We start from the raw sequence: 21,939 nt of genomic DNA on the forward strand, positions 1-21,939 counted from the left end.
TTCATTGTGCGCCGCGAGCGCCGCCCCCCAAAGACTTTCCCCCAAGGACGAGAAGGAAGATCAAATGAAATACCTGTTCGCCGCCGCCGTGCTTGCCACCGCTGTCGTCGGTTTCGGTGAGGCGGCCAGCGCCGCTGAGGGCTGCGGCCGCGGCTTCTATCGCGGTCCCTATGGCAATTGCCGCCCGATGCGCGGCGCGGTCGTGGTACGCCCCGCCCCGGTGGTGGTCGCCCCGCCGGTCGTGGTCGTGCCCCGCGCGCGCGTATGCCCCTACGGCTTCCGCTGGTACGCCGGCCGCTGCCGCCCGTTCTGATCTCCTCGCATCGCAAGATGGCCGCGCGGCGAAAGCCTGCGCGGCCATTTTCGTTTCGCGGCTCACCTGACGATTCGCATCGAAATTGAAGCACCTCCGAATCGAAACGGGGACCGCTGCCTGCGATCCCCGTCCAATTCACGCGCTCTGACGAGCTTACCAGTAATGGCGGCGGTGCCAGCGCCGGTGGTGCCGGCGCCAATGACGGCGGCGCCAGCCCCAGTGGCGATGATGGCCATGCCAGTGCACCTGCTCGGGCGTCAGCTTGGCGGCCTCCTCACTGGAGGTGACGGCGGGATGAGCGTCGGCATTGCCTTGCGGCGCACGTGCGGGATCAATGACGGGCTGCGGTGACAGCGGCGCGGCCCGCGCGGTCGCGGCGAAGGCGGCGGCGCCAGCCGTCACCCCCAATGCAAGTTTCAAAAAGTTCCGGCGCTCCATGGCTTCTTCCTCTTGGATCTTCGTGCAAGTGATGCAGAGGAAGTGTCGCGGCCACGACATGAACCGAAGCTGAATCGCATGTTCAGACTCGTTGCGAAGCGGACATTCGCTGTGCCTTACGTGGAAACTTCCTGCGCCAGCACCAGCGTCTCGCGCGAGCGCTTCACGTCGGGCCAGTCGCGGTTGAAATCGGCGACGAGCTTCTGCAACGCGTCACCTTCCAGCATGGCCGCGAGTCTGGCCTCGTCGTCGAACTGATACATCGCCACGTGCAGCGAGGGATCATCGAGGCTCCAGAACCGCGACGCTCGGCTCACGCCGAAGGCCTCCACCGCGTCGGGCAGATGTTCCGTCTCGTACCATTTGTCGAAGGCAGCGCGCTTGCCGGCGTCGGGGACGATGGCGCGGACGACGAAGAAGGCGGCGGGCATCGGGTTCCTCCTGGTGTTGGCGCGAGCCTAACCGGTCAAATCGCCGGCGGCAAAAAGAGTTGGCACCGGTGTCGGAACGGGCGCCCCTCGCTCGTCCTTTGTTCGAACCAGGACACGGAGACAGCAAATGGCCGACCTCACCCTCACCACCTTCAATTGGGTTCCGGAACCGCCGCGTGGCCTCGTGCGCGATCTCAGAGTGCGCTGGGCGCTGGAAGAAGCCGCCCTGCCCTATCGCGTCGCCAGCACGCCGTTCGACGATCGCAGGCCTGCGCACCTCGCGCACCAGCCGTTCGGCCAGGTGCCGTGGCTGACCGACGGCGGCATCTCGATCTTCGAGACCGGCGCAATCCTGCTTCATCTCGGCGAACGCAGCGAGAAGCTGATGCCCACAGATCCGCGCGGCCGCGCCGAGGCGACGGCTTGGGTGTTCGCGGCGCTCAATTCGGTGGAGATGGCCAGCCTGCCCTGGGGAATGTCGAAGTTCATGGGACATCCGACCGACACGGCAGCCTGGAAATTCGTCGACGACTTCCTCAAGCTTCGGCTGAAGCATCTCGAGCCGGTGCTGGCGGGGCGCGAATGGCTGGTGGGCTCCTTCTCGGTCGCCGACATCCTGATGGCGGACGTGCTGCGCCTCGTCGACATGTTCGGCGGGCTGGCGGACAGCCCCGCCTGCCGCGCCTACGTCGCGCGCGCCACCGGCCGCCCGGCGTTCATCAAGGCGCACGCCGACCAGATGGCGCATTTCGCGGCGGCGGACGCTGACCACAAGCATTAGGTGAAGGCAGCAATTTGCCGTTCCATCACCTCGACGAGCGCGGGTCGCGTCGGCACATGCCCGCGCTCCAGGGATGACTGCTCTAGGTCGCCAGGCCGGCGAACGCCAGGCGATCGGTCTCCTCGCGGCTCCCGGACGTGTAGTACGGGTCCGTCCAGCTATCATCCTTCTTCAATCCCGCGATGCGCGCCTCGACGCTCTTTTTCTTCTTGCCGCCTTTGGTCTTTCCCTCCACATGCGCGCGAAACCAATAGTGCTCGAACATGCGCATGAATTCCGTGATGTAGATGTCCATCACGGCGGTATCGCCACGAATGATCAGGCTGTTCTCGTCGTTGGTTTTCGTCGAGTTGTTGGAGAAATTGGCTGACCCCGTGACCAGGATCGGGTCCTGCCCAAACGGATCGATCGCGATGATCTTGGAGTGGATGTGAACTCCGGAATGGTGGAAGCTCTCCTCATGCTCGAGCAGCCGCCCCTGGAAATCGTGCAGCGCCGAGCTCAGCGTGGTTGCAACCGAGACCTGGTTGGCGGCGTCGTGCTCGAGCAGCTTCACGGCTCCCGCCTTGCCGAACGAACTGCCCTTGTCCGCCATCAGAAAGCGCAGCGTGCCCTTCGGCGTCTTCTTGAAGGTTGCGAGAATCTTCGGATGCAGGACGAAGGGCGCACTGACCATCACGATCTTCCCGGTCCGGCAAAGCTCCGCGTAGAGATCGATCATCTCCAGCTTCGACTGGGGAGAGAAGATCGGCGTGACCCCGTGTGGAATGCTGTCGCGATCCTTCGGCACCGGCGTCAAGAACTGGGTGTGCTTCTTGATGTCCCTGGCTGAATCGTTGTTGTACAGCGACTGGAAATAGTCGTTGTACGCCGTGGCGATCTTCACATTGTAGCTGGCGTGTCCCAGGTTGAGCTGGCCGTAGATCGCACCGTCGGTCCAGTTTGTCGATCCGGTCCACACCGCGATCGGCTGCATCGATCCATTCGCCCCCTTCTTCAGCAGAACGACGAATTTGTTGTGCATGATCGCGCCTTGTGGATCCGCATCGCGAGGTTTGGCGAAGGTGATCCCTGCCGCCGCGATGGCCGCGCGATTCCTGGCCGCCGTCTTGTCCGCTGGATCAGGCTTGCCCTGCTTGCTCTTCTGTCGCGCGTGGTAGGCGACCTTGACGTCCACGCCACGGCCCGCCGCACGCGTCAACGCTTCGAGCAGCTTGGGCTTCTGAAATTCGTAGATCGCGGCATGAACGGCATAGCTGGAATCGACCGCCTGGCCGATAAACCCGATCAGCGCTTCCTCGAGTCCGCGCGAGAGCCACCATAGAGCGTCGGGGATCCTGGCGGGGTCGTTGTCGCCATAGCGGCTATTATAGGCGCGGCTCGCGGCAGCTCCGCGATTGAAGAACACCGAAGCATCATGGCCGTGGTTGTTTTCCGTTTTGACCTCGACCGTTACGCCGCCCTGAATGGTGTCGAATTCGCGGCGCCGCTCGGCTTCCTTGCCATCCTGGACGATCTTCGCCGCCGGATCGTAGCGCGGAACGACGCGGTAGCGATAAGACTTTCCGGGATCGACCGTGTAGTCGCCCCAGCGGAATTTCTGCAACGGAGCGCGAGCGGTCGACACCATCGGAGCGTCCTGATCCGGCGCCCGCGGCGGAGCGTTCTTGGCTGCTCCCCTTTTCTTGGCGGCCTTCTTGGCGGCCGGCACTGGCTTCGGATCTGCCTCGACCGCTGGAATGGCGGCCTGCGCGATGTCGGCTGCGTCGAGCGGATCGACGTCGAACCGAAGCATGTTGGGCAGCCAGCGCCGCGCGCCGGTGTCGACATCCGTCCGCTCAATGGTGAAGCCGAGGCAGCCCTTTCGCTTCGACTCCTCCAGATCCATCGCCAGCAACACGTTGTTTGAGCCAGCAATGACACGCAGTGTCAGTCCATCCTTCGATGCCCGCGCTCGCATGGGAAAATTCCTTATGAAAAACTCAAAATCTACCCCTAGGTTATACCATTTATCATGTGTCGCAATACGTGCATTCCTCCGCCGCGGCGGACAAGGCCCGCGGAGCGTGATCCGCCTCACAGAATCAATCCAGCACCCGGCCTACAGTCGCCAGCACCGGACGGAAGCAATTGAAAGGTGACCCATGGTCCGCATCGAATATCTCAAGCGACAGATCGCCCGCGCCGAGCGGCTGGCCAAAGCCATCCTCGACCGCCAGACCGCCGACCGGCTGCAAGCCTTCGCCGCCGAATGCCGCACGGAATTGTCGGAGCTGACGCTCAAGACCGCCGCGTAAGGCGTGGTGGGGCCGGCTGCGCGAGATATGTAGGGCGGATTAGCGAAGCGTAATCCGCCACTTCCCCATCCAATAACGCAAACCTTGGCGGATTACGCTGGCGCTAATCCGTCCTACACCTCACACCAGCTTCAACGGCGCATCGGCAACGACGCGCAGGTCAATACTGCCGATCAGGGCCGCACGACGCGCCTCCGCCGCGCTGATGGCCTCGTCCGTCTGCCGCAGCGTCGAGACGTTCGAGCCGAGCGAGACGATCCCGCCGAGCACCAGCGCGATCGATCCGAGTGCGGCGGTCTGACCGAACCCGAACACGCCGAGGATCGTCACCACCAGCAGCGCCGCCCCGCCCCCGATCGCGATCTTCGACGCGAGGATGTACTTGCGGCAACGCTCGGCGATCTCGGCGAGAGCCTCGATGCGATCTTCAATGTCGGAGATTTCGTCGGTCGGATCGTCTTCGGTCATTGGATCGAGGATGCCGATTGTAGGGCGGATTAGGCGTAGCCGTAATCCGCCGCGTTCGGATGAGTGGCAGGTTACGCTTCGCTAACCCGCCCTACGCGGTCCTCACAACGGCAGATTGTCGTGCTTCTTCGCCGGCGCTTCGACCTTCTTGTCCTTCAGCATCGCCAGCGCCCGCGCGATGCGCTTCCTCGTCGAATGCGGCATGATGACGTCGTCGATGTAGCCGCGCTCGGCGGCGATGAAGGGGGACAGGAAGCGGTCTTCGTATTCCTTGGTGCGCGCGGCGATCTTGTCGGGGTCGCCGATGTCACTGCGGAAGATGATCTCCACCGCGCCCTTGGCGCCCATCACCGCGATCTGGGCGGTCGGCCAGGCGTAGTTCATGTCGGCGCCGATCTCCTTGGAGGCCATGACGTCGAACGCGCCGCCATAGGCCTTGCGGGTGATGATGGTGACCAGCGGCACGGTGCACTGCGAATAGGCGAACAGCAGCTTGGCGCCGTGCTTGATCAGGCCGCCATATTCCTGCGCGGTGCCCGGCAGGAAGCCCGGCACGTCGACGAAGGTGACGATCGGGATGTTGAAGGCATCGCAGAAGCGCACGAAACGCGCGGCCTTGCGCGAGGCGTCCGAGTCGAGCACGCCGGCCAACACCATCGGCTGGTTGGCGACGAAGCCGACGGTGCGGCCCGCAATGCGGCCGAAGCCGGTGACGATGTTCTTGGCAAAGCTCTCCGCGATCTCGAAGAAGTCGCCCTCGTCAACGACTTTCAGGATCAGCTCCTTCATGTCGTAAGGCTTGTTCGGATTGTCGGGGATCAGCGTGTCCAAGGACATGTCGACCCGGCCGATGTCGTCGAAGCTCGGCCATTCCGGCACGCCGTCGGTGTTGTTGGACGGCAAGAAGTCGATCAGGCGGCGCATCTGCAGCAGCGTCTCGACGTCGTTCTCGAAGGCGCCATCAGCGATCGAGGAGCGCGTGGCGTGCACCGAGGCGCCGCCGAGCTCTTCGGCGGTGACGACCTCGTTGGTCACGGTCTTCACGACGTCGGGGCCGGTGACGAACATGTAGCTGGTGTTCTTCACCATGAAGATGAAGTCGGTCATCGCGGGCGAATAGACGTCGCCGCCGGCGCAGGGGCCCATGATGACTGAGATCTGCGGGATCACGCCCGAGGCCAGCACGTTGCGGCGGAACACGTAGGAATAACCGGCGAGCGCGGCGACACCTTCCTGGATGCGGGCGCCGCCGGCATCATAGAGGCCGATGATGGGCGCCCTCGCCTTCATCGCCATGTCCTGGAGTTTCGTGATCTTCAGCGCGTGCGTTTCCGACAGCGAGCCGCCGAACACCGTGAAGTCTTTGGCGAAGACAAACGTCTTGCGGCCGTTGACGGTGCCCCACCCCGTGACGACGCCGTCGCCGGGGATCTTGTTCTTCTCCATGCCGAACTCGGTGGAGCGGTGCTCGACGAACATGTCGAACTCCTCGAACGATCCCTTGTCGAGGAGCAGCTCGATCCGCTCGCGCGCGGTCAGCTTGCCGCGGGCGTGCTGCGCCTCGATGCGCTTCTCCCCGCCGCCGAGCTTGGCGCCGGCGCGACGATCTTCAAGGGCGTCCAGGATGTGCTTCATTTGCTCCCGCCAGTTCTTAAGCCTAAATGCGATTGCCGGGGGTTCTAACACGGCATTTTGCAAGCCGGAAAGCGCCTTTCGGCGCCGCAGGGCTGCCTTGAAGCAGCGGGAAAGCGCCAGGAATTCCAAAGTTTTGCCGGCTAGGCGATAGCGGGCGCGGGAATGGCCGGACGGCCCGGCTTTCCCATTCACCCGGCCCGGCCGGGGCGGCTCGCAGAGGCGCGCCTGATCCCGGCCGGGGCCTCGCAAATTGGTGTCCCCGCCCGGTTGACCGGGCCTGCCGATTCAGGCTTGCTCCGCATTCGCGATCAGGCGCCGAATGTTGCGTGAGCCCAGTCGGTACGGCGGCGGTCACCACAGCCTGGCTCAAGCGTCACACATGTCCGCGACGGTCGTCCCCCTGCCGCCGAACTCATCGTCAGATACCGTCGACTTCCTGCGGCGCATGGCCAGCATGGTGTCGGGGCGGAATGGCGAGATGCTGCTGCGCGCCGCGAGCCTGATCGAGCAGCTCGGCCAGCGGGCGATGTCGGCCGAGCGGCTGTATCACCAGCAGCAGAACGAGAGCACGCGCAACGCCGAGCTGCGCGAGGCGGCCGAGCTCGCCTCCGACGCCATGGTCGGGCAGATCGACGTGCTGCGGGCGCAGCTTGCCGAGGTCACCGCGGCAGCCGCCGCCGAACGAGCCGCCTTCGATGCCGAGCGCGGCAAGCTGATCGGCCTGATGCAGAATGCCGAGAGCCATATCGTCAAGCTCACGACCGAGCTGGATGCCTTGCGCGCCTCCGTCGACAGTTTCAACGAGACCGCGGTCTCGGTGCCGATCGAGGTGCTGCGGCTGGCGCGGACGCAGTTCGATTTCCTCTCCGCCGGCTTTGCCCGCAAGGACGACGTGATCTCGCAAGCGATGAGCGAGATCGGCGGCTTTGCGATCGACCAGGCGCTGACGGCGAAGAAGACGGCCGACAAGGGCTGAGGTCGACCCGCGGCAAATTGACAGCGTGCAAGTCCGTTGGTCTACTCCCTGAAAATCACACGGGAGGATCCGATGCCGACGGCATTCCGCGCCGCCATGGCGCTCATTGCGCTCTGCGCTGCCACCGGGCTCGCTTATGCGCAGTCGCTGCCCAAGGAAGTCGCCACCCGCGCCGAGATCTACCCGATCCCCTCTCTGACTCTCTCCGACCAGCAATTCCTCAGCGGCGATGCGGCGGCCGGCAAGCCGGTGACGGTGGCCGGCGAATTCCGCGTGGCGCAGGGTACCGGCAAGCTCCCCGTCGTGGTGCTGATGCACGGCTCGAGCGGCGTCGGCGCCACCACGGAAGCCTGGGTGCACGCCTTCAACGCCATGGGCATCTCGACCTTCGTGATCGACGGCTTCACCGGCCGCGGGCTGACGGTGGTCGGGCCGAACCAGGCCCTGCTCGGCCGGCTCAACCTGATCATCGACATCTACCGTTCGCTGGAGATCCTGGCGAAACACCCGCGCGTCGATCCTGACCGCATCGTGCTGATGGGCTTTTCCCGCGGCGGACAGGCAACGCTCTATGCAAGCCTCGACCGCTTCAACAAGCTCTGGAACAAGTCGGGCATCCAGTTTGCGGCGTACGTCCCGTTCTATCCGGACTGCTCGACGACGTATGTTGGCGACAGCGAGGTCGCCGCGCGCCCGATCCGCATCTTTCACGGCACGCCCGACGACTACAATCCCGTGAAGAGCTGCAAGGCGTTCGTCGAACGGCTCAAGGCAGCGGGCCGTGATGTCGTGCTGACCGAATATCCCGACAGCGCGCACGGATTTGACAGCGGCCTGCTCGGCGTCAGCACCGTTGCGGTGTCAGCCAATGCGCAAACCGTGCGCAACTGCCGGATCAAGGAAGGCGACGGCGGCGTGCTGATGAACGGCGAGACCAACGCGCCCTTTACCTACAAGGATTCCTGTGTCGAGTTGAACCCGCATGTCGGCGGCAATCCGAAGACGGCCGCCGAGGCGCGCAAGGCGGTGGAGGAGTTCTTGCAGGTTTTGTTCAAGCTGGGGTGAATGCGCAGAGAAAAATCGTGGGCACGGCGCTACGCGCCATTGCCCACCCTACGGCAGCTGCGCATGGTGCGCCACATACTCCGTCATTGCGAGCGCAGCGAAGCAATCCAGACTTCCTCAACGTAAAAACCGAACTTCTTCGTCGCATCAGCGAGTTCCTCGCAATGATGGGCCGAGAGAGTGAGACCTACGGCTCGCCCGGCTTGAACGGCTCCTCCTTGCCCGGCGGCACGGTTTCCTCCGCCATGGCCAGCAGCATTGCGACCATCACGTAATTGCCGGCGAGTGCGGTGAGGTCGACGATTTGCTGATCATTGAACGCCTTCTTCGCCCGCGCGTAAGTCTCGTCGGTGACCTTCTTGGTCGTGGTAAGCTCAGTGACGAAATCGTAGACCACGGTCTCGTCCTCGGCCATCTTCGACGGGCGCTTGTTGGCCTTCAGCTCCGCGATGATATCGGAGGAGAGGCCCGCCTTGGCTGCCAGCGGCGCATGCGCGAACCATTCCACCTGCGAACGCCATTGCCGCCCGATGATCAGGATCGCGAACTCGTTGAGCTTCAGCGGGACCGAGGTCTCCCAGCGCAGATAATGGAACAGGTCGAACAGGCGCTGGCCCAGCACGGGGCTGCGGATCATAGGATTGTAGGGACCGCCGATGCCGACGCTCGACACCTTCATGATTTGCTCGCCAAGCGGCTTCTGCTTGGCGTCGAGCTGGTCCATGGTGAGCTGCGGAAAGCGAGGCTCCTTGCTGGTGGCGGGGCCGGCAAACATGGTGGCGGCGAGCCAGCCGCCGGCTGCAGCGAGCGTAAGCGACGACAGCCATAGCGGTGTTGAGTTCATTGTTGTCCTCCCGGTTTTCTTTTTTGGCCGGAAGGATGCTAGTCGAGCGGCGCTGGCGCGACAGCGCTAGATCGCGCCGATCTCGGCAAGGCAGGCCTGCGTCAGGCTCATGCGCTCGCCGACGAGGCGCGGCTCCTTGCAATCCATGTTGAGCGCGAACACCGTGTGCGCCTCGCCCTTCTCGGCCCAGCCAACCATCCAGCCGAGCGACGGCTCGCCGCGCTCGGCTCCGAGCAGACCGGACTTGGCGCGGATGACGGCCTCGCCCACCTTGGTCACCGGCAGGATGTCGGCGACCAGATCCTGACTGCGCTTCGAGATCGGCAGCGCGCAGCGGCGCAGCCGGTCAACGAAATCGATCTGCTCGACCGGATCGACGCGCAAGGCTCCGGTGAGCCAGAACTGGTCGATGCCGCCGCCGATGTCGCGATTGCCGTAGTCGAACTCATCGACATATTTCTGCATGCGCTCCTGGCCGATGCGGCGCGCGATCTCCTGATAGACCGGCACCGCGCTGACCGCGATCGCGCTGCGCAGCGTGTGATCCTTGTTCCAGGCTTCGATCGGCCGCTTCACACCATCCCACGGGAAGACGTCCTTGTCGGGATCGGTGACGACGCCGGTCTCGAGCGCGATCAGCGAGTTCGGGATCTTGAAGGTCGAGGCCGGCAGCTTGCCCTCGCCCGAGCGCTCCTTGTCGCTGGCGACGATCAGATAATCCTCGACCTTGTAGCCGACGAAGGTGCCCGATGTGCCGAGGTCGGTGAAGCGCTTTGCGAGACTGTCACGGATCTCGTTGCGCGGCGGCGCGACGTGGGCGAGCGCGCGCTGCGGCAGGATGGCAGATGCGGCAAGAAGGCTGAGAGTGGAGCGGCGGGTGAGCAAGAGCGATGTCCATTGACTGATGAAAGCGGCCGCGACCATGCAGACGCTCCATGGTGAAACGATGACAGGTAGGACCTACCGCCCCCGGCCCGACAGCCGCAGCACGAACACCAGGACCTCGGCGACGGCCTTGTAGAGGTCCGGCGGGATCTCCTCGCCGAGCTCGACCTTGGAGAGTGCGCCGGCCAAGACCTCGTTTTCCTCGATCGGGATGTCGTGCGCCTTGGCGATCTCGACGATCTTCTCGCCGATCGTGCCTTTGCCCTTGGCGACGACGACGGGCGCGCCAGAGCCCTTCTCGTAATGCAGCGCGATCGCGAGCTTGGATGGATCGCTCATGTGGCGCGATCCAGGAAGTGGCCGGCGCGGGCCGGTGCCGGCTGCGGCGGCGTGCCGTCGCGGACCAGGATGTCGCCGGGGTTGAGCTCGGCCCTCACCAGGGCCTGGTTGAGCTCACCGATGCCGGCGCGAAGCTGCTGCGCGGTCGCCGTCCGCTCCGCCCACATCCGCACGAAAGTCTTGTCGCCATTCAGTGTGATCAGTGCATGCACCGGGCCGGCGGGCTCGACATTGAGCGTGAAGCGCGCGCGCCAGGCCTGCTTGGCGGGATCGGCGGATTCGCCAGCACCATCGCGCGAGATCTCGAACTGCGCCATCGCGGTGCCTTGCGGCGTCGCAAACGGGATCTCGAAATTCCACTGCGGCACGCTGGGATCAACGCGGTGACCGCTGGCGTCGGTGCGATCGGGGAGCGAAGCGACCTGGAGCAGGGTCTGCCGCGCGATCGCGGCATCGGTCTCGTCGAGCAGGCGATGCACGGTCGCGGAGAGCGGCGCATCCGGCGCGAGCGATGGCGAGGCGATCGATTGCGCAGATGGCAGCGCGCCACGGAACGGGGGCGGTATCGCGCGGGCCGCGGCTTCAAAGAGGTAGCCGTCGGGCACGGCCTTGTTGGAGCCGGGCACGTTACCGGTAAGGCGCGGCAGGTTTTGCGTGACCTCCTGCAGCAGGCTTGCGGCAAGGCCGGCGGACATGCGCGGCATCGCCATTTGCGGCGCGTCGGCCGCCATATCGGCCAGCACCGCGGCCGCGGGATTGGCGTTGCGCGGCGTTTGCGGCTGCTGGGCAATGTCGGGGGCGATCGACGGCGAGACGGTCTGCGCGACCTCACCCGCTGGCTGCGCCGGCGCGGCGGCGACCTGCGGTGTCGCCGTGGTGCCGGCCGGAATCGTGGCGCCCTGGCTTTGCGGTGCGGCCGTCTGGATCGTCGCCAAGGTCTGGCGCAGCACCAGCAGCGCTGCCTTCAAATCCGGAACGCTACCCGAGGACGGGGTCGTGCCTGCAGCCAGTGATGCCTCGAGGAATAGTCCTGACTTCTGGAAGGCGGATTCGATGTCGCCGCCATCGAGGGCGCCGTTGAGCTGTGTCTGCTGTGCCAGCACGTCCAGCACCGCCTGCTTCAACCCCGCCGGAAAATCGCTGCCGGTGACGACGGCCGCCAGATCAGCGAACAGCGGCGCCTGGCTGCCCTGCTTCGTCACGGCTTCGGCCGATGCCGCGGTGACGGCGACCTGCTCCAACGGCGTCAGCGTATTTCGCGGCACGCTCGCCGACGGCGCCAGCGGCGGGCTTTCCACCAGCGAGGCGGCGCGGGGCGTCAGCGTGATCTGATCAGTGGCGGCCTCGCCTGCCCCGCTCATGATCGCAAGGCGGATAGTGCCGTCGTTCTGCGACACTGCGAGCTGCAGATTCTGCCCCGGCGTCAGCGCCACCTCCGACATCACGTCCATCGAGAGGTTGGCGATCGCGATCCTCACCAGATTGTCGGCCATCACGCTGACGACCCTGGCATCGACGACGCTGCCGGCCTGAAGCACGAGGTCGGGCGTCGTCGCATCAGCCGCGGGGCTGGGCGCACTGACGGGAAGGATGGACGTGACGGGCGTCGGCATCTCAGGGGGCCCAAGGAAGCACTGGAGCGAGCACGGGAGCGAGCACTCCCCCCACCCTAGCGTCTACGTCGTAAACCTCTCGTTAAGGACCTTTGACCACGGCCGCCCTGACCGCCGCCAAGACCGTCACGGCGGCCTCGAAATCCCGGAAGCGCGTGGCGCGGCGGCTAGCTGCCTCCTCGTCCACGCCCCATTGCTCGGCGTTCCAGTCCTCGTCGACATGGGCGGCGGCCCAGACCTGGTCGGCATCGTGCACGTCATGGGCCAGCGCCAAGGCCAGCAGCGCCGAACCGGTCAAGGTGGTCACCACGTGGAGCGCGGCGACCGACCAGGCATCCTCGGGCAGCGCGGTGCGTGCCGCCTTCAGCGCTTCGTCCGGCTGCCTCACATGCATGACGCCCTCGGACAGGATGAAATGCGCCCCCAGCGTCTCCGCGGCCCAGAACAGCACGGGATCCCAATGCGCGGCCTCGCGGGCCACGAGCCCTTCCGGGTGGCCGGCGCGATAGAACACCAGGTCGGACTCGAAGTATTTTGCAAGGTCGTCGCTGACGACCTGGACGCGGTCGACGACGCCTTCGACCACGCTGTTGGCGATCCGCGTCAGCGGCATGGTCACGGGATCGATGCTCGCACCCTGGGCCGCCCATTCCGCGGCGACGCGATCTGCGAGCGACCGCGCAGGGATCACGACCTGGCGGCCAGACGGCGTGCGGATCGGCTTGCCATCGAGCGTGATGGCAAAACCGCCCTCGGCCTCGGTGACGCCGGCCTCCTTGTAGAAGCGCTTGCGCAGCGGCGTGCGCGCAGACGCGCGCGCCGATTCCCGCGGATCGGGCGGAGGCTGGCCTGCGGCTTCTTCGAACAATTCGCGCATGTAAGTTTTCGGTCCCGGTCCTTGGATGTTAGGCTTTTAAGATAAGATCGGGGGCCGATAAAGCGAGCGGAGGGCATGAGGGAACTTGCGGGCATTGCGGCCCTGTTCACCGGGCTTTCGCTGGCCGCGGCGGAGGCCGGCTTCCGCACCCCGGAATCGCTGGTCCGCAACATCTATGCCCATTACGGCGATGGCGCGCCGGAGCTGTCCAAAGGACTGCCAAGGGATACCGCCACCGCCCGGCAATTCTTCGATCCGGCTATGCGCAAGGCCTGGTCCGCGCCGCGGGCCGAGCCGTACGACTTCCTGGTGCAGAGCCAGAGCTGGAAGCTCGGCCAGGTCGCCATCGCGGTCGTTCGCAGGCAATACGACAAGACCTATGTCGCGGCGAATTTCGACAATCGCGGCAAGCCCGTGACGCTGAACTTCATCGTCGTCAACGGACCGGAGGGCTGGCTGATCACGGATGTCGAGAGCCCGCATGACAGTTTACGGATGTTTCTGGAGCAGTTTCGGAAGTGAGGGGTGAACCGATCGCTGCTTCCCCAACGTCATTGCGAGCGCAGCGAAGCAATCCAGACTGCTGCCGCGGCGGCAGTCTGGATTGCTTCGTCGCCAGGGCTCCTCGCAACGACGGGGTGGAGGCGAGCCGTGCGCCCCCTACTCCTCCGGCGCGTTCTCGATCGGATCGAACCGGCTGGCATCGAGTCCGAGCAGATTCCACGACTGCTGCATGTGGGGCGGCAGCGGCGCGGTGGCGTCGATCACGCCGCCGCGCGGATGCGGAATGACGATGCGGCGCGCGAGCAGATGCAGCCGGTTCTGCAGGCCGCCCGGCAATTGCCAGTTCTCGATGTTGAAATATTTGGGATCGCCGACGATGGGATGGCCGATATGGGCCATGTGGGCGCGCAGCTGGTGGGTGCGGCCCGTCACCGGCTTCAGCGACACCCAGGTGAGCTTGTTGCCGGCGGTCTCGACCATCGCGTAATAGGTCACCGCGTGGCTCGCGCCCTCGTCACCGTGCTGGGCAACGCGCATAATGGTGTCGTCCTCGCTCTCCTCCTTGGCGAGGAAAGTCGAGATGCGGCCCTGCTTCGGTTTCGGCAGGCCCGGCACCAGCGCCCAATAGGTTTTTCGCGCTGACCGCGAACGGAACGCGCCGGTCAGATGCGAAGCGGCAAAGCGCGTCTTGGCGATCAACAGACAGCCCGACGTCTCGCGATCGATGCGGTGCACGAGGCGCGGCTTCTGGCCCTTGGCATCGCGCATCACCTCAAGCATCTGGTCGATGTGCCGCGTCATGCCCGAGCCGCCCTGCACGGCAAGGCCGGCCGGCTTGTTGAGGACGAGGACGTCGTCATCCTCGAAGATCGTCATCTCCTTCAGCGCCTTGAGCGTCTTCTGCGCAGCTTCCGAGAGCTCGCCGACGACCTTCGGCGCATCGAGCTTCAGCGGCGGGATGCGAACGCTCTGGCCCTCCTCCAGGCGATCCTTGCTGTCGACGCGCTTGCCGTCGACGCGCAGCTCGCCTTTGCGGACGACGCGCTGGATGTGGGAGAACGACAGGCCGGGAAAGCGCGCTTCGAGGAAACGGTCGACGCGCATGTTGTTCTCGTCGGCCGTCACCTTGACGGTCTGCACCTTGGTCGGCAGCAGCGGCTCGACGGGTTTTGCCGGCACAGCCCTCTCCGGCTCAGCCTTGGGCGGACGCCGCTCGGCACGCTCGCCGGCAAAGCGCGGCGGCTTGCCGCCGGGCTTGCTGCTCGGACGCGGGCCAGCTTTCTTTGCGCCCCGCGCCTGATGCGGACGTGAGTCTTCGCGCTCGTCACGCGAGCGCGGCTTCGGGTTCATTCTCTTGATGCGGCGGCTCATGGTTGCCTGCCTACCCTAAAAGGCGGCTCCCGTCACGGCGAAATGGCCGTTTCTAGCCCGAGCCGCCCCGCTCCTTACGCAGCTTGGCCCAGTAATCCAGCCGCTTCCGAATCTCGCGCTCGAAGCCGCGCTCGGGTGGGTCATAGAAGGTCTGGCGGCCCAGGGCTTCGGGGAAGTAGTCCTGGCCGGAAAAGGCGTCGGGGGCGTCGTGGTCGTATTCGTAGGCCGCGCCGTAGCCTTCCGACTTCATCAGCTTGGTCGGGGAATTGAGAATGTGCTTAGGCGGCAGCAGCGAGCCGGCTTGCTTGGCGACCTGCATCGCCGTGCCGAAGGCGGTGTAGACCGCGTTCGATTTCGGCGCGGTGGCGAGATAGACCACGGCCTGCGCGATGGCGAGCTCGCCCTCGGGATGGCCGAGGAAGTCGAAGGCGTCCTTGGCGGCATTGGCGATGACGAGCGCCTGCGGATCGGCCAGGCCGATGTCCTCGACCGCCATGCGCACGACGCGGCGGGCCAGGAACAGCGGGTCCTCGCCGGCGTCCAGCATCCGCGCAAGGTAATACAGCGCTGCATCGGGATCTGAGCCGCGCACCGACTTATGCAGCGCCGAGATCAAGTTGTAATGACCGTCGGCCGATTTGTCGTAGATCGGCGCGCGGCGCTGCAGGATGTCCTGCAACTGCGCGGCGTTGAAGATCTCGTCCGCCCGTGCCGAGCGCCAGACCTCTTCGGCGAGCGTCAGCGATGCCCTACCGTCGCCGTCGGCCATGCGCACCAGCACCGCGCGCGCCTCGTCATCGAGCGGCAGCTTCCTGCCCTCGACCTCCTCGGCATGCGCGAACAGCTTTTCGATCGCGGCTGCGTCGAGCGAACGAAACACCAAGACGCGCGCACGAGACAAAAGCGCCGCGTTGAGCTCGAAGGACGGGTTCTCGGTGGTGGCGCCGACCATCACCACCGTGCCGTCTTCCATCACGGGCAGAAACGAATCCTGCTGGGCACGGTTGAACCTGTGCACTTCGTCGACGAACAAGAGCGTGCCCTTGCCCATCTCGCGGCGGGCGCGGGCGGCGTCGAACGCCTTCTTCAGGTCGGCGACGCCGGAGAACACTGCGGAGATCTGCTCGAAATGCAGGTCGGTCGCATCCGCCAAGAGCCGCGCCACCGTGGTCTTGCCGGTGCCGGGAGGCCCCCAGAACACCAGCGATCCCAGCGTGCGGGTCTCCAGCATGCGTGTCAGAGCGCCGTCGGGGCCGAGGATATGCTCCTGGCCGACGACCTCCGACAGCGTGCGCGGGCGCAGCCGGTCCGGCAGCGGATGCGGAGCTTCCTGGTCGAGCCCCGCCGCCGCGAAGAGCGTTGGCGTCTGCTGTGGTCGCTTCGGACTCATCCGCCCAGCGTGACGTTGATCTGCTGGCCGCCGCGCACCACCGTGATGCGCCAGAGCCGCGGACGTTCTGCGGCAGCCTTCTCGAGGTCTCCGGTCTTGCTGATCTTCTGGTTGTTGACGGCCAGGATGATGTCGCCCTTCTGGAAGCCGACATTCGCAGCCGCGCTGTCGCCGCCGAGATCGGTGATCACGACGCCTTCGGTGTCGGCGTCAAGATGCAGCTCGTCGGCGACCGCCGGCGTGATGGTCGAGACCTTGGCGCCCTGGAACGGCGAACGCGCCGTGACGACGAGCTCGTTACGTCCCGCATCGGGCGCGGTCTCCAGCGCCACCGTCAGCTTCAGCGGCTTGCCGCCGCGCTGCACGTCGATCTGCGCGGTGCCGCCGAGCGGACGGGTGGCGAAGCGGTAATCGAAAGCGTTGGGATCATCCACGCTCTGGCCGTCAATGCCGATGATGAGATCGGAGGATTTCAGGCCGGCCTTCGCCGCTGGGCCGTTCGACACCACGCTCGCGACCAGCGCGCCAGTCGGCGAGCGCAGGCCGAGGCTCTCGGCGATTTCCGGCGTCACCGCCTGCAGTTTCGCACCGAGCCATGGCCGCTTCACAGCCTTGCCGCCGCTCTTGGCGGAAGCGACGACGACGCGCACCATGTTGGCGGGAATCGCAAAGCCGATGCCTTGCGAGCCGCCGGAGCGCGAGTAGATCGCGGTGTTGATGCCGGCGAGCCGGCCGTTCATGTCGACCAGCGCGCCGCCGGAATTGCCGGGATTGATCGCCGCATCGGTCTGGATGAAGAACTGGTAGTCGGTAATGCCGACCTGCGTGCGGGCCAGCGCCGAGATGATGCCGTGGGTCACGGTCTGGCCGACGCCGAAGGGATTGCCGATCGCCAGCACGACGTCACCGACCAGCAGCTCATCGGAGTTGGTGAATTCGAGCGCTGGAAACTTCTCCTTCGAATCCTTCAGGCGCAGCACCGCAAGATCGCTGCGCGAATCCTTCAGCACGATCTCGGCCTCGAACTCGCGCTTGTCCGACAGCGACACCTTCACCTGGTCGGCGCCTTCGATGACATGGACGTTGGTGACGACGAGGCCGGACGTATCGACGATGACACCGGAGCCGAGCGAGCGCTGCACCTGCTCCTGCTGCTGGCCCGGCACACCGAAGAAGCGGCGGAAGATTGGGTCGTCCAGCAGCGGGTTGCGGTTCTGCACCACCTTGGCCGCGTAGACGTTCACCACGGCCGGCTGAACCCGCTGCACGATCGGCGCATAGGACAGCCGCAGCTCGGCCGGCGAGGACGGGACCCGACGGTCCTGCGCCGCAGCCGGATTGAATTGGGCGGAAAAGGCTATGCACGAGGCCGTGACGGCGGCGGTCCAGATCGATCGAAACATTCCTACCTCTTGGAAAAGACGCCGGAATATAGGCGCGTTCGCCTCCCAATAGAAGGGCGCAGGGCGGCTATATTCGGCCCTCCTCTGACGTCGGAAGCATGCAAGCCTGGCGTGCGGACCGGCCATTTGCCTCGTGCCAAATGATGACCGCGCATCCATTGTCGCGCGACAGATGTTCCCGACCTAGGCTGCGCGCTTACGCTTCTTGACCGGCTCCATTTCGGTCGCAGGCCCGCAGGACAGGAGCCGTTGATGGTTCTCGCCCCAGGCCTTCAGAATATCGATCACCGGCTTGAGGCTCTCGCCGAGTTCGGAAAGACAATACTCTACGCGCGGCGGCACCTCCGCATAGACCTTGCGGATGACGAGCTTGTCCTCCTCCAGCGCACGAAGCTGTTTCGTCAGCATGCGCTGGGTGATCCCGGGCATCCGGCGGCGCAATTCGCCGAAGCGCTGGGTGCCGCCCTGCAGATGATAGAGGATTACGCCCTTCCACTTGCCGTCGATCAGATCCAGCGTCGCCTCGACCGAGCAGCCCGGGCGCCGGGCAAAGTCGCGCCTTTTCATGCGTGTTTTCCTAATAGTATCCAAACAGGGACCATATCCCCGAATTTACAGTACTTGCCAAATTGTTGCCAGAGCGACAGTTAGGACGGCAGGCGAGCACGCCATCTGATGGAGACAAGCCATGAAGGCCGTCGGCTACACAAGATCGCTTCCGATCGAGGACGCGAATTCGCTGATCGATTTCGAGACTGCAAAACCCGAACCCCGGGGGCGCGACATCCGCGTCGCCGTGAAAGCGATCTCGGCCAATCCGGTCGATTACAAGGTGCGCAAGCGCGCAGCGCCGCCCGAGGGCGAGACCAAGATCCTGGGCTATGACGCAGCCGGCGTGGTCGATGCCGTCGGGCCGGAGGTCACACTGTTCAAGCCGGGCGACGAGGTGTTTTACGCGGGCTCGATCCTGCGCCAGGGCACCAATTCCGAATTTCATCTGGTCGACGAACGTATCGTCGGCAACAAGCCGAAGAGCCTGTCCTTCGCACAAGCGGCCGCCCTTCCCCTCACCTCCATCACCGCCTGGGAATTGCTGTTCGACCGGCTCGGCGCGGTGCCCGGCAAGAGCGTCGATCCGCGGACGCTTCTGATCACGGGCGGCGCCGGCGGCGTCGGCTCGATCCTGATCCAGCTCGCGCGCCGCCTCACCGGCCTCACGGTGCTCGCGACGGCGACGCGGCCGGAATCGCAAAAATGGTGCTTCGATCTCGGCGCGCACGCCGTGATCGACCACGGCAAGCCGATGAAGGAGCAGATCGAGGCATTGAAGCTGCCGCCGGTCGCGCTGGTGGCGAGCCTCACCTTCACCGACCAGCACTACAAGGCGATCGCGGACGTCATGGCGCCGCAGGGCAGGTTCGGCCTGATCGACGATCCGCCGGAGTTCACCATGAGCACCTTCAAGGGCAAGGCGATCTCGGTGCACTGGGAATCGATGTTCACGCGCTCCTCGTTCCAGACGCCGGACATGATTGCGCAGCATCATCTGCTGAACGACGTCTCCGACCTCATCGACAAGGGCGTGCTGCGCACCACGCTCGACCAGACCTTCGGCACGATCAACGCTGCCAACCTCAAGCGCGCGCATGCTCTCCTGGAGAGCGGAAAATCGCGCGGCAAGATCGTGCTGGAGGGGTGGTAGCAGCTGCAACATCGGTGCATAGGGTGGGCAAAGCGAAGCGTGCCCACCATTGTCGCGATGAGAGAGAGATGGTGGGCACGGCGCAGCTGCGCCTTTGCCCACCTTACGGCATCTTGTCCAGTGCGGGGCGCGTCGCCCGTTCGACAAAGCCTTTAGCCAGTGCGTGATAGATGCCCTCCTCGCAGATCATTCGCGAGGTCACATGCGCGATCAGCGCGGCCCCCATCAAGGGCACGACCATGCCGTGATTATCCGTCATCTCGGTCACGATCACGAACGCGGTGATCGGCGCCTGCACCACGCCGGCGAAGTACGAGACCATGCCGAGCAGCATGATGGCGCCGAGCGGCGCATCGTGGAAGAACGCGGCGATGTTGCTGCCGATGCCGGCACCAACGGCCAGCGACGGCGAGAAAATGCCGCCCGGTATGCCGCTGATCGCGGCAAAGGTCGTCGCCAGGAGCTTGAGCACGCCGAAATCCCGCGGCAACGGCGCGCCGTACTCCAGCGCCGTCTTTACCTGGTCATAGCCGGTCCCGTAAATCGTATCGCCGGAGACCAAGCCGCAGATCGCGACAGCGATGCCGCACGCGAATGCGAACCAGAGCGGATGGCCCTTGATCGCGCGTCCGAGTGGATTGCTGAATCCGCGCGCCATCGCGATGACGATGCGGCTGAACAGGCCGCCTGCGAGGCCGCCAATCACGCCACAGAGCGGAACGGCCAGCCAGTCCGTGCCGCGCCCCAGCGACATCGCGCTGCTGCCGAAATAGGCGTAATTGCCCGCCAGCGCCAGCGAGGTCAGGCCGGCCGCGATCACGGCCGCAATGATGAGCGTGGAGGTGCGGGTCTCAAATGCGCGGCTCATCTCCTCGATGCCGAACACGATTCCGGCCATCGGCGTGTTGAACGCCGCGGCAACGCCCGCAGCGGCGCCTGCCAGGATCAACCCCGGCTGGCGGCGCGGCGAGACGCGGCCAAGCGCGAACATGATGGAGGCACCGACTTGCACCGTGGGTCCTTCCCGGCCAACGGAGCCGCCACACAGCAGACCGAACAGAGTGAGGATCACCTTTCCGATCGCGATCCGCATCGAAACCAGACTTTCGCGTGCCGTCTGGTCGGTCAGATGGCGTGCGGCGATCGCCTGCGGAATCCCGCTGCCCTGCGCGTTGGGAAACAGCCGGATGGTCAGATAGGCCGAGAGCATGAAACCGAGCGGGGTCACGGCCAGCACGGCGTAGCGAGACTGCGCCAGCAGCAGCGCGAACGCCTGCTGCGCCAGATCGGCGAGCTGCGCCAGCGCCACCGCCGCTGCGCCAACCCCGATGCCACCGAGCAGGAAGATCGCCTGCCGCTGCCATCGCGCGGAGGTCAATCTGAAGAGGCGTTTATGGCGGGTCGACAGAGGCCTGAGCATGAGCGCCCATCCTACCCGACGGCGCGCCAATTGGAACCCGCAGGGGCGGCAGACCAGCTAGGCTTCGACGACTCCCTCGACGAACAGCAGCCGCCGCTCCAGCGCCGTCTGCCGCAGCTTCAGCGCCTCGGCATATTCCGGCGAGGCGTACCATTCCTTCAATCGCACCATCGATTCGAATTCGACGATGATGACGGCCTTCGGCGGGAGGTTGCCTTCGACAAGCTCGGCCTTGCCGCCACGGACGAGGTAATGTCCGCCGTACTGCGCGATCGTCTTCGCGGCGAGCGCGCGATAGGCTTCAAAGTCGTCCGCGTCGCGCATCTCGACTTCGGAGATCACATAGGCTGTCATGCACGACCTCAGGCAATGGTGTTGACGATGCCGCCTTCCGCGCGAAGCGCCGCGCCGTTGGTGGCAGATGCCTGCTTCGAGGCGACATACACCACCATGTTGGCGATCTCGTCGACGCCGGCGAAACGCTGGAGCAGAGAGCTCGGGCGATGCTGCTTGACGAAGTTGGCGGCGGCCTCGTCCACCGACTGTCCGTTCTGCTTGGCGAGATCCTTCACGAAAGTCTCGACGCCCTCCGACATGGTCGGGCCCGGCAGCACGGAGTTGACGGTGACACCGGTGCCGCGCGTGAGCTGCGCCAGACCGCGGGCGACCGAGAGCTGGGCCGTCTTGGTCATGCCGTAATGGATCATCTCGACGGGAATGTTGAGGCCGGACTCCGAGGAGATGAAGACGATGCGGCCCCAATTGCGCTTGAGCATGCCCTTCAGGTAGGCGCGCGACAGCCGCACGCCGCTCATCACGTTGACCTCGAAGAAGCGGCTCCAGTCCTCGTCGGGAATGTCGAAGAAGTCCTTCGGCTCGAAAATGCCGGCATTGTTGACGAGGATGTCGACGTCCGGCAGCGCCGAAACGAGCGCCTTGCAGCCCGAAGCGGTCGAGACGTCGGCGGCGATGCCGCGGACCTTGGCGCCCGCCCCTTCCAGCTTGCGCACGGCCGCATCGACCTTGTCCTGGCCGCGCCCGTTGATCACGACGCTGGCGCCGGAGGCTGCAAGGCCCTTGGCAATGGCATGGCCGATGCCGGCGGTCGAGCCAGTCACCAGCGCGGTTTTTCCGGAAAGGTCGATGTTCATGTAGTATCTCCATCAAATCGATGAGGGGAATAT

The 21,939-nt window shown here is 65.2% G+C and carries 24 protein-coding genes; 7 read left to right on the plus strand and 17 right to left on the minus strand.

Features of this window, described 5'->3' with window-relative positions; all coding sequences use genetic code 11:
- Positions 1 to 64 precede the first annotated feature (64 nt).
- On the plus strand, positions 65 to 313 hold the full coding sequence (locus ML401_RS20785) for a GCG_CRPN prefix-to-repeats domain-containing protein (RefSeq protein ID WP_194402761.1): 249 nt from the start codon (positions 65 to 67) through the stop codon (positions 311 to 313).
- Between the two features lie 156 nt (positions 314 to 469).
- On the opposite strand, the gene ML401_RS20790 is transcribed toward ML401_RS20785, so the two are convergent.
- Positions 470 to 754, minus strand: a complete 285-nt coding sequence (locus tag ML401_RS20790) for a twin-arginine translocation signal domain-containing protein (RefSeq protein WP_285806738.1) — start codon at positions 752 to 754, stop codon at positions 470 to 472.
- Between the two features lie 116 nt (positions 755 to 870).
- On the minus strand, positions 871 to 1,185 hold the full coding sequence (locus tag ML401_RS20795) for a hypothetical protein (RefSeq protein WP_212068477.1): 315 nt from the start codon (positions 1,183 to 1,185) through the stop codon (positions 871 to 873).
- A 127-nt stretch (positions 1,186 to 1,312) separates the two neighbouring features.
- On the opposite strand from ML401_RS20795, the gene ML401_RS20800 reads away from it, so the two are divergent.
- Complete coding sequence (locus ML401_RS20800; protein WP_285806739.1) at positions 1,313 to 1,966, plus strand: glutathione S-transferase family protein; 654 nt, start codon at positions 1,313 to 1,315, stop codon at positions 1,964 to 1,966.
- 82 nt (positions 1,967 to 2,048) lie between these two features.
- Here the strand turns inward: ML401_RS20800 and ML401_RS20805 are convergent, their stop codons facing one another.
- Entirely contained in the window at positions 2,049 to 3,926 is a 1,878-nt protein-coding gene (locus tag ML401_RS20805; RefSeq protein ID WP_212068475.1) for a phospholipase D-like domain-containing protein, read from the minus strand.
- Positions 3,927 to 4,110: 184 nt separating this feature from the next.
- Between ML401_RS20805 and ML401_RS20810 the strand changes: the two genes are divergently transcribed.
- Positions 4,111 to 4,263 carry a hypothetical protein gene (locus tag ML401_RS20810; RefSeq protein ID WP_194402766.1) on the plus strand — a complete coding sequence of 51 codons (153 nt, stop codon included), beginning with the start codon at positions 4,111 to 4,113 and terminating at the stop codon, positions 4,261 to 4,263.
- 120 nt (positions 4,264 to 4,383) lie between these two features.
- Here ML401_RS20810 and ML401_RS20815 read toward each other — a convergent pair whose 3' ends face one another.
- Positions 4,384 to 4,731, minus strand: coding sequence for a hypothetical protein (locus ML401_RS20815; RefSeq protein WP_211419200.1), 348 nt, complete (start codon positions 4,729 to 4,731; stop codon positions 4,384 to 4,386).
- Between the two features lie 102 nt (positions 4,732 to 4,833).
- Positions 4,834 to 6,366 carry an acyl-CoA carboxylase subunit beta gene (locus ML401_RS20820; protein WP_027549225.1) on the minus strand — a complete coding sequence of 511 codons (1,533 nt, stop codon included), beginning with the start codon at positions 6,364 to 6,366 and terminating at the stop codon, positions 4,834 to 4,836.
- 379 nt (positions 6,367 to 6,745) lie between these two features.
- Between ML401_RS20820 and ML401_RS20825 the strand changes: the two genes are divergently transcribed.
- Positions 6,746 to 7,342: a hypothetical protein gene (locus ML401_RS20825; RefSeq protein ID WP_285806740.1), complete on the plus strand. Its 597-nt coding sequence runs from the start codon at positions 6,746 to 6,748 to the stop codon at positions 7,340 to 7,342.
- Positions 7,343 to 7,414: 72 nt separating this feature from the next.
- Positions 7,415 to 8,407, plus strand: a complete 993-nt coding sequence (locus ML401_RS20830; protein WP_259212467.1) for a dienelactone hydrolase family protein — start codon at positions 7,415 to 7,417, stop codon at positions 8,405 to 8,407.
- Positions 8,408 to 8,594: 187 nt separating this feature from the next.
- Here ML401_RS20830 and ML401_RS20835 read toward each other — a convergent pair whose 3' ends face one another.
- From ML401_RS20835 to ML401_RS20855, 5 genes are all read right to left on the minus strand, one after another.
- A complete protein-coding gene (locus ML401_RS20835; RefSeq protein WP_285806741.1) occupies positions 8,595 to 9,251 on the minus strand; it encodes a carboxymuconolactone decarboxylase family protein in 657 nt (218 codons plus the stop codon).
- Between the two features lie 66 nt (positions 9,252 to 9,317).
- Positions 9,318 to 10,175 (minus strand): class D beta-lactamase, encoded by an 858-nt coding sequence (gene blaOXA, locus ML401_RS20840; protein ID WP_376717288.1) that lies wholly within the window; start codon positions 10,173 to 10,175, stop codon positions 9,318 to 9,320.
- A 36-nt stretch (positions 10,176 to 10,211) separates the two neighbouring features.
- Entirely contained in the window at positions 10,212 to 10,475 is a 264-nt protein-coding gene (locus ML401_RS20845; protein ID WP_063195078.1) for an EscU/YscU/HrcU family type III secretion system export apparatus switch protein, read from the minus strand.
- Positions 10,472 to 12,088, minus strand: coding sequence for a flagellar hook-length control protein FliK (locus tag ML401_RS20850; protein WP_285806742.1), 1,617 nt, complete (start codon positions 12,086 to 12,088; stop codon positions 10,472 to 10,474). Before ML401_RS20850 ends, ML401_RS20845 begins: the two co-directional genes overlap by 4 nt.
- An 82-nt stretch (positions 12,089 to 12,170) precedes the next feature.
- On the minus strand, positions 12,171 to 12,965 hold the full coding sequence (locus ML401_RS20855) for an ATP12 family chaperone protein (protein ID WP_285806743.1): 795 nt from the start codon (positions 12,963 to 12,965) through the stop codon (positions 12,171 to 12,173).
- 75 nt (positions 12,966 to 13,040) lie between these two features.
- Here ML401_RS20855 and ML401_RS20860 point away from each other — a divergent pair, with 75 nt between their 5' ends.
- Complete coding sequence (locus ML401_RS20860; RefSeq protein ID WP_285806744.1) at positions 13,041 to 13,487, plus strand: hypothetical protein; 447 nt, start codon at positions 13,041 to 13,043, stop codon at positions 13,485 to 13,487.
- Between the two features lie 138 nt (positions 13,488 to 13,625).
- Here ML401_RS20860 and ML401_RS20865 read toward each other — a convergent pair whose 3' ends face one another.
- The 4 genes from ML401_RS20865 to ML401_RS20880 all read right to left on the minus strand — a co-directional run bounded on the left by ML401_RS20865 (position 13,626) and on the right by ML401_RS20880 (position 18,200).
- The gene (locus ML401_RS20865; RefSeq protein WP_285806745.1) at positions 13,626 to 14,840 is read right to left on the minus strand and encodes an RluA family pseudouridine synthase; all 1,215 of its coding nucleotides are present in this window, start codon (positions 14,838 to 14,840) and stop codon (positions 13,626 to 13,628) included.
- A gap of 52 nt (positions 14,841 to 14,892) precedes the next feature.
- Positions 14,893 to 16,230, minus strand: a complete 1,338-nt coding sequence (locus ML401_RS20870; RefSeq protein ID WP_211419192.1) for a replication-associated recombination protein A — start codon at positions 16,228 to 16,230, stop codon at positions 14,893 to 14,895.
- On the minus strand, positions 16,227 to 17,633 hold the full coding sequence (locus ML401_RS20875; RefSeq protein WP_194402777.1) for a DegQ family serine endoprotease: 1,407 nt from the start codon (positions 17,631 to 17,633) through the stop codon (positions 16,227 to 16,229). The genes ML401_RS20870 and ML401_RS20875 overlap by 4 nt, the downstream gene beginning before the upstream one ends.
- Before the next feature lie 183 nt (positions 17,634 to 17,816).
- Positions 17,817 to 18,200: a helix-turn-helix domain-containing protein gene (locus ML401_RS20880; protein ID WP_211419191.1), complete on the minus strand. Its 384-nt coding sequence runs from the start codon at positions 18,198 to 18,200 to the stop codon at positions 17,817 to 17,819.
- Between the two features lie 121 nt (positions 18,201 to 18,321).
- Here ML401_RS20880 and ML401_RS20885 point away from each other — a divergent pair, with 121 nt between their 5' ends.
- Positions 18,322 to 19,335 carry a zinc-binding alcohol dehydrogenase family protein gene (locus ML401_RS20885; protein WP_285806746.1) on the plus strand — a complete coding sequence of 338 codons (1,014 nt, stop codon included), beginning with the start codon at positions 18,322 to 18,324 and terminating at the stop codon, positions 19,333 to 19,335.
- Between the two features lie 103 nt (positions 19,336 to 19,438).
- On the opposite strand, the gene ML401_RS20890 is transcribed toward ML401_RS20885, so the two are convergent.
- The 3 genes from ML401_RS20890 to ML401_RS20900 are packed head-to-tail and all read right to left on the minus strand — an operon-like array spanning position 19,439 to position 21,906.
- On the minus strand, positions 19,439 to 20,755 hold the full coding sequence (locus ML401_RS20890) for a chloride channel protein (protein ID WP_211419189.1): 1,317 nt from the start codon (positions 20,753 to 20,755) through the stop codon (positions 19,439 to 19,441).
- Between the two features lie 57 nt (positions 20,756 to 20,812).
- On the minus strand, positions 20,813 to 21,109 hold the full coding sequence (locus tag ML401_RS20895; protein WP_211419188.1) for a DUF1330 domain-containing protein: 297 nt from the start codon (positions 21,107 to 21,109) through the stop codon (positions 20,813 to 20,815).
- A gap of 8 nt (positions 21,110 to 21,117) precedes the next feature.
- Positions 21,118 to 21,906 carry an SDR family NAD(P)-dependent oxidoreductase gene (locus ML401_RS20900; RefSeq protein WP_212068465.1) on the minus strand — a complete coding sequence of 263 codons (789 nt, stop codon included), beginning with the start codon at positions 21,904 to 21,906 and terminating at the stop codon, positions 21,118 to 21,120.
- Between the last annotated feature and the right edge of the window lie 33 nt (positions 21,907 to 21,939).

It is taken from the genome of Bradyrhizobium sp. 62B (assembly GCF_030272265.2).
Taxonomy (GTDB): Bacteria; Pseudomonadota; Alphaproteobacteria; order Rhizobiales; family Xanthobacteraceae; genus Bradyrhizobium.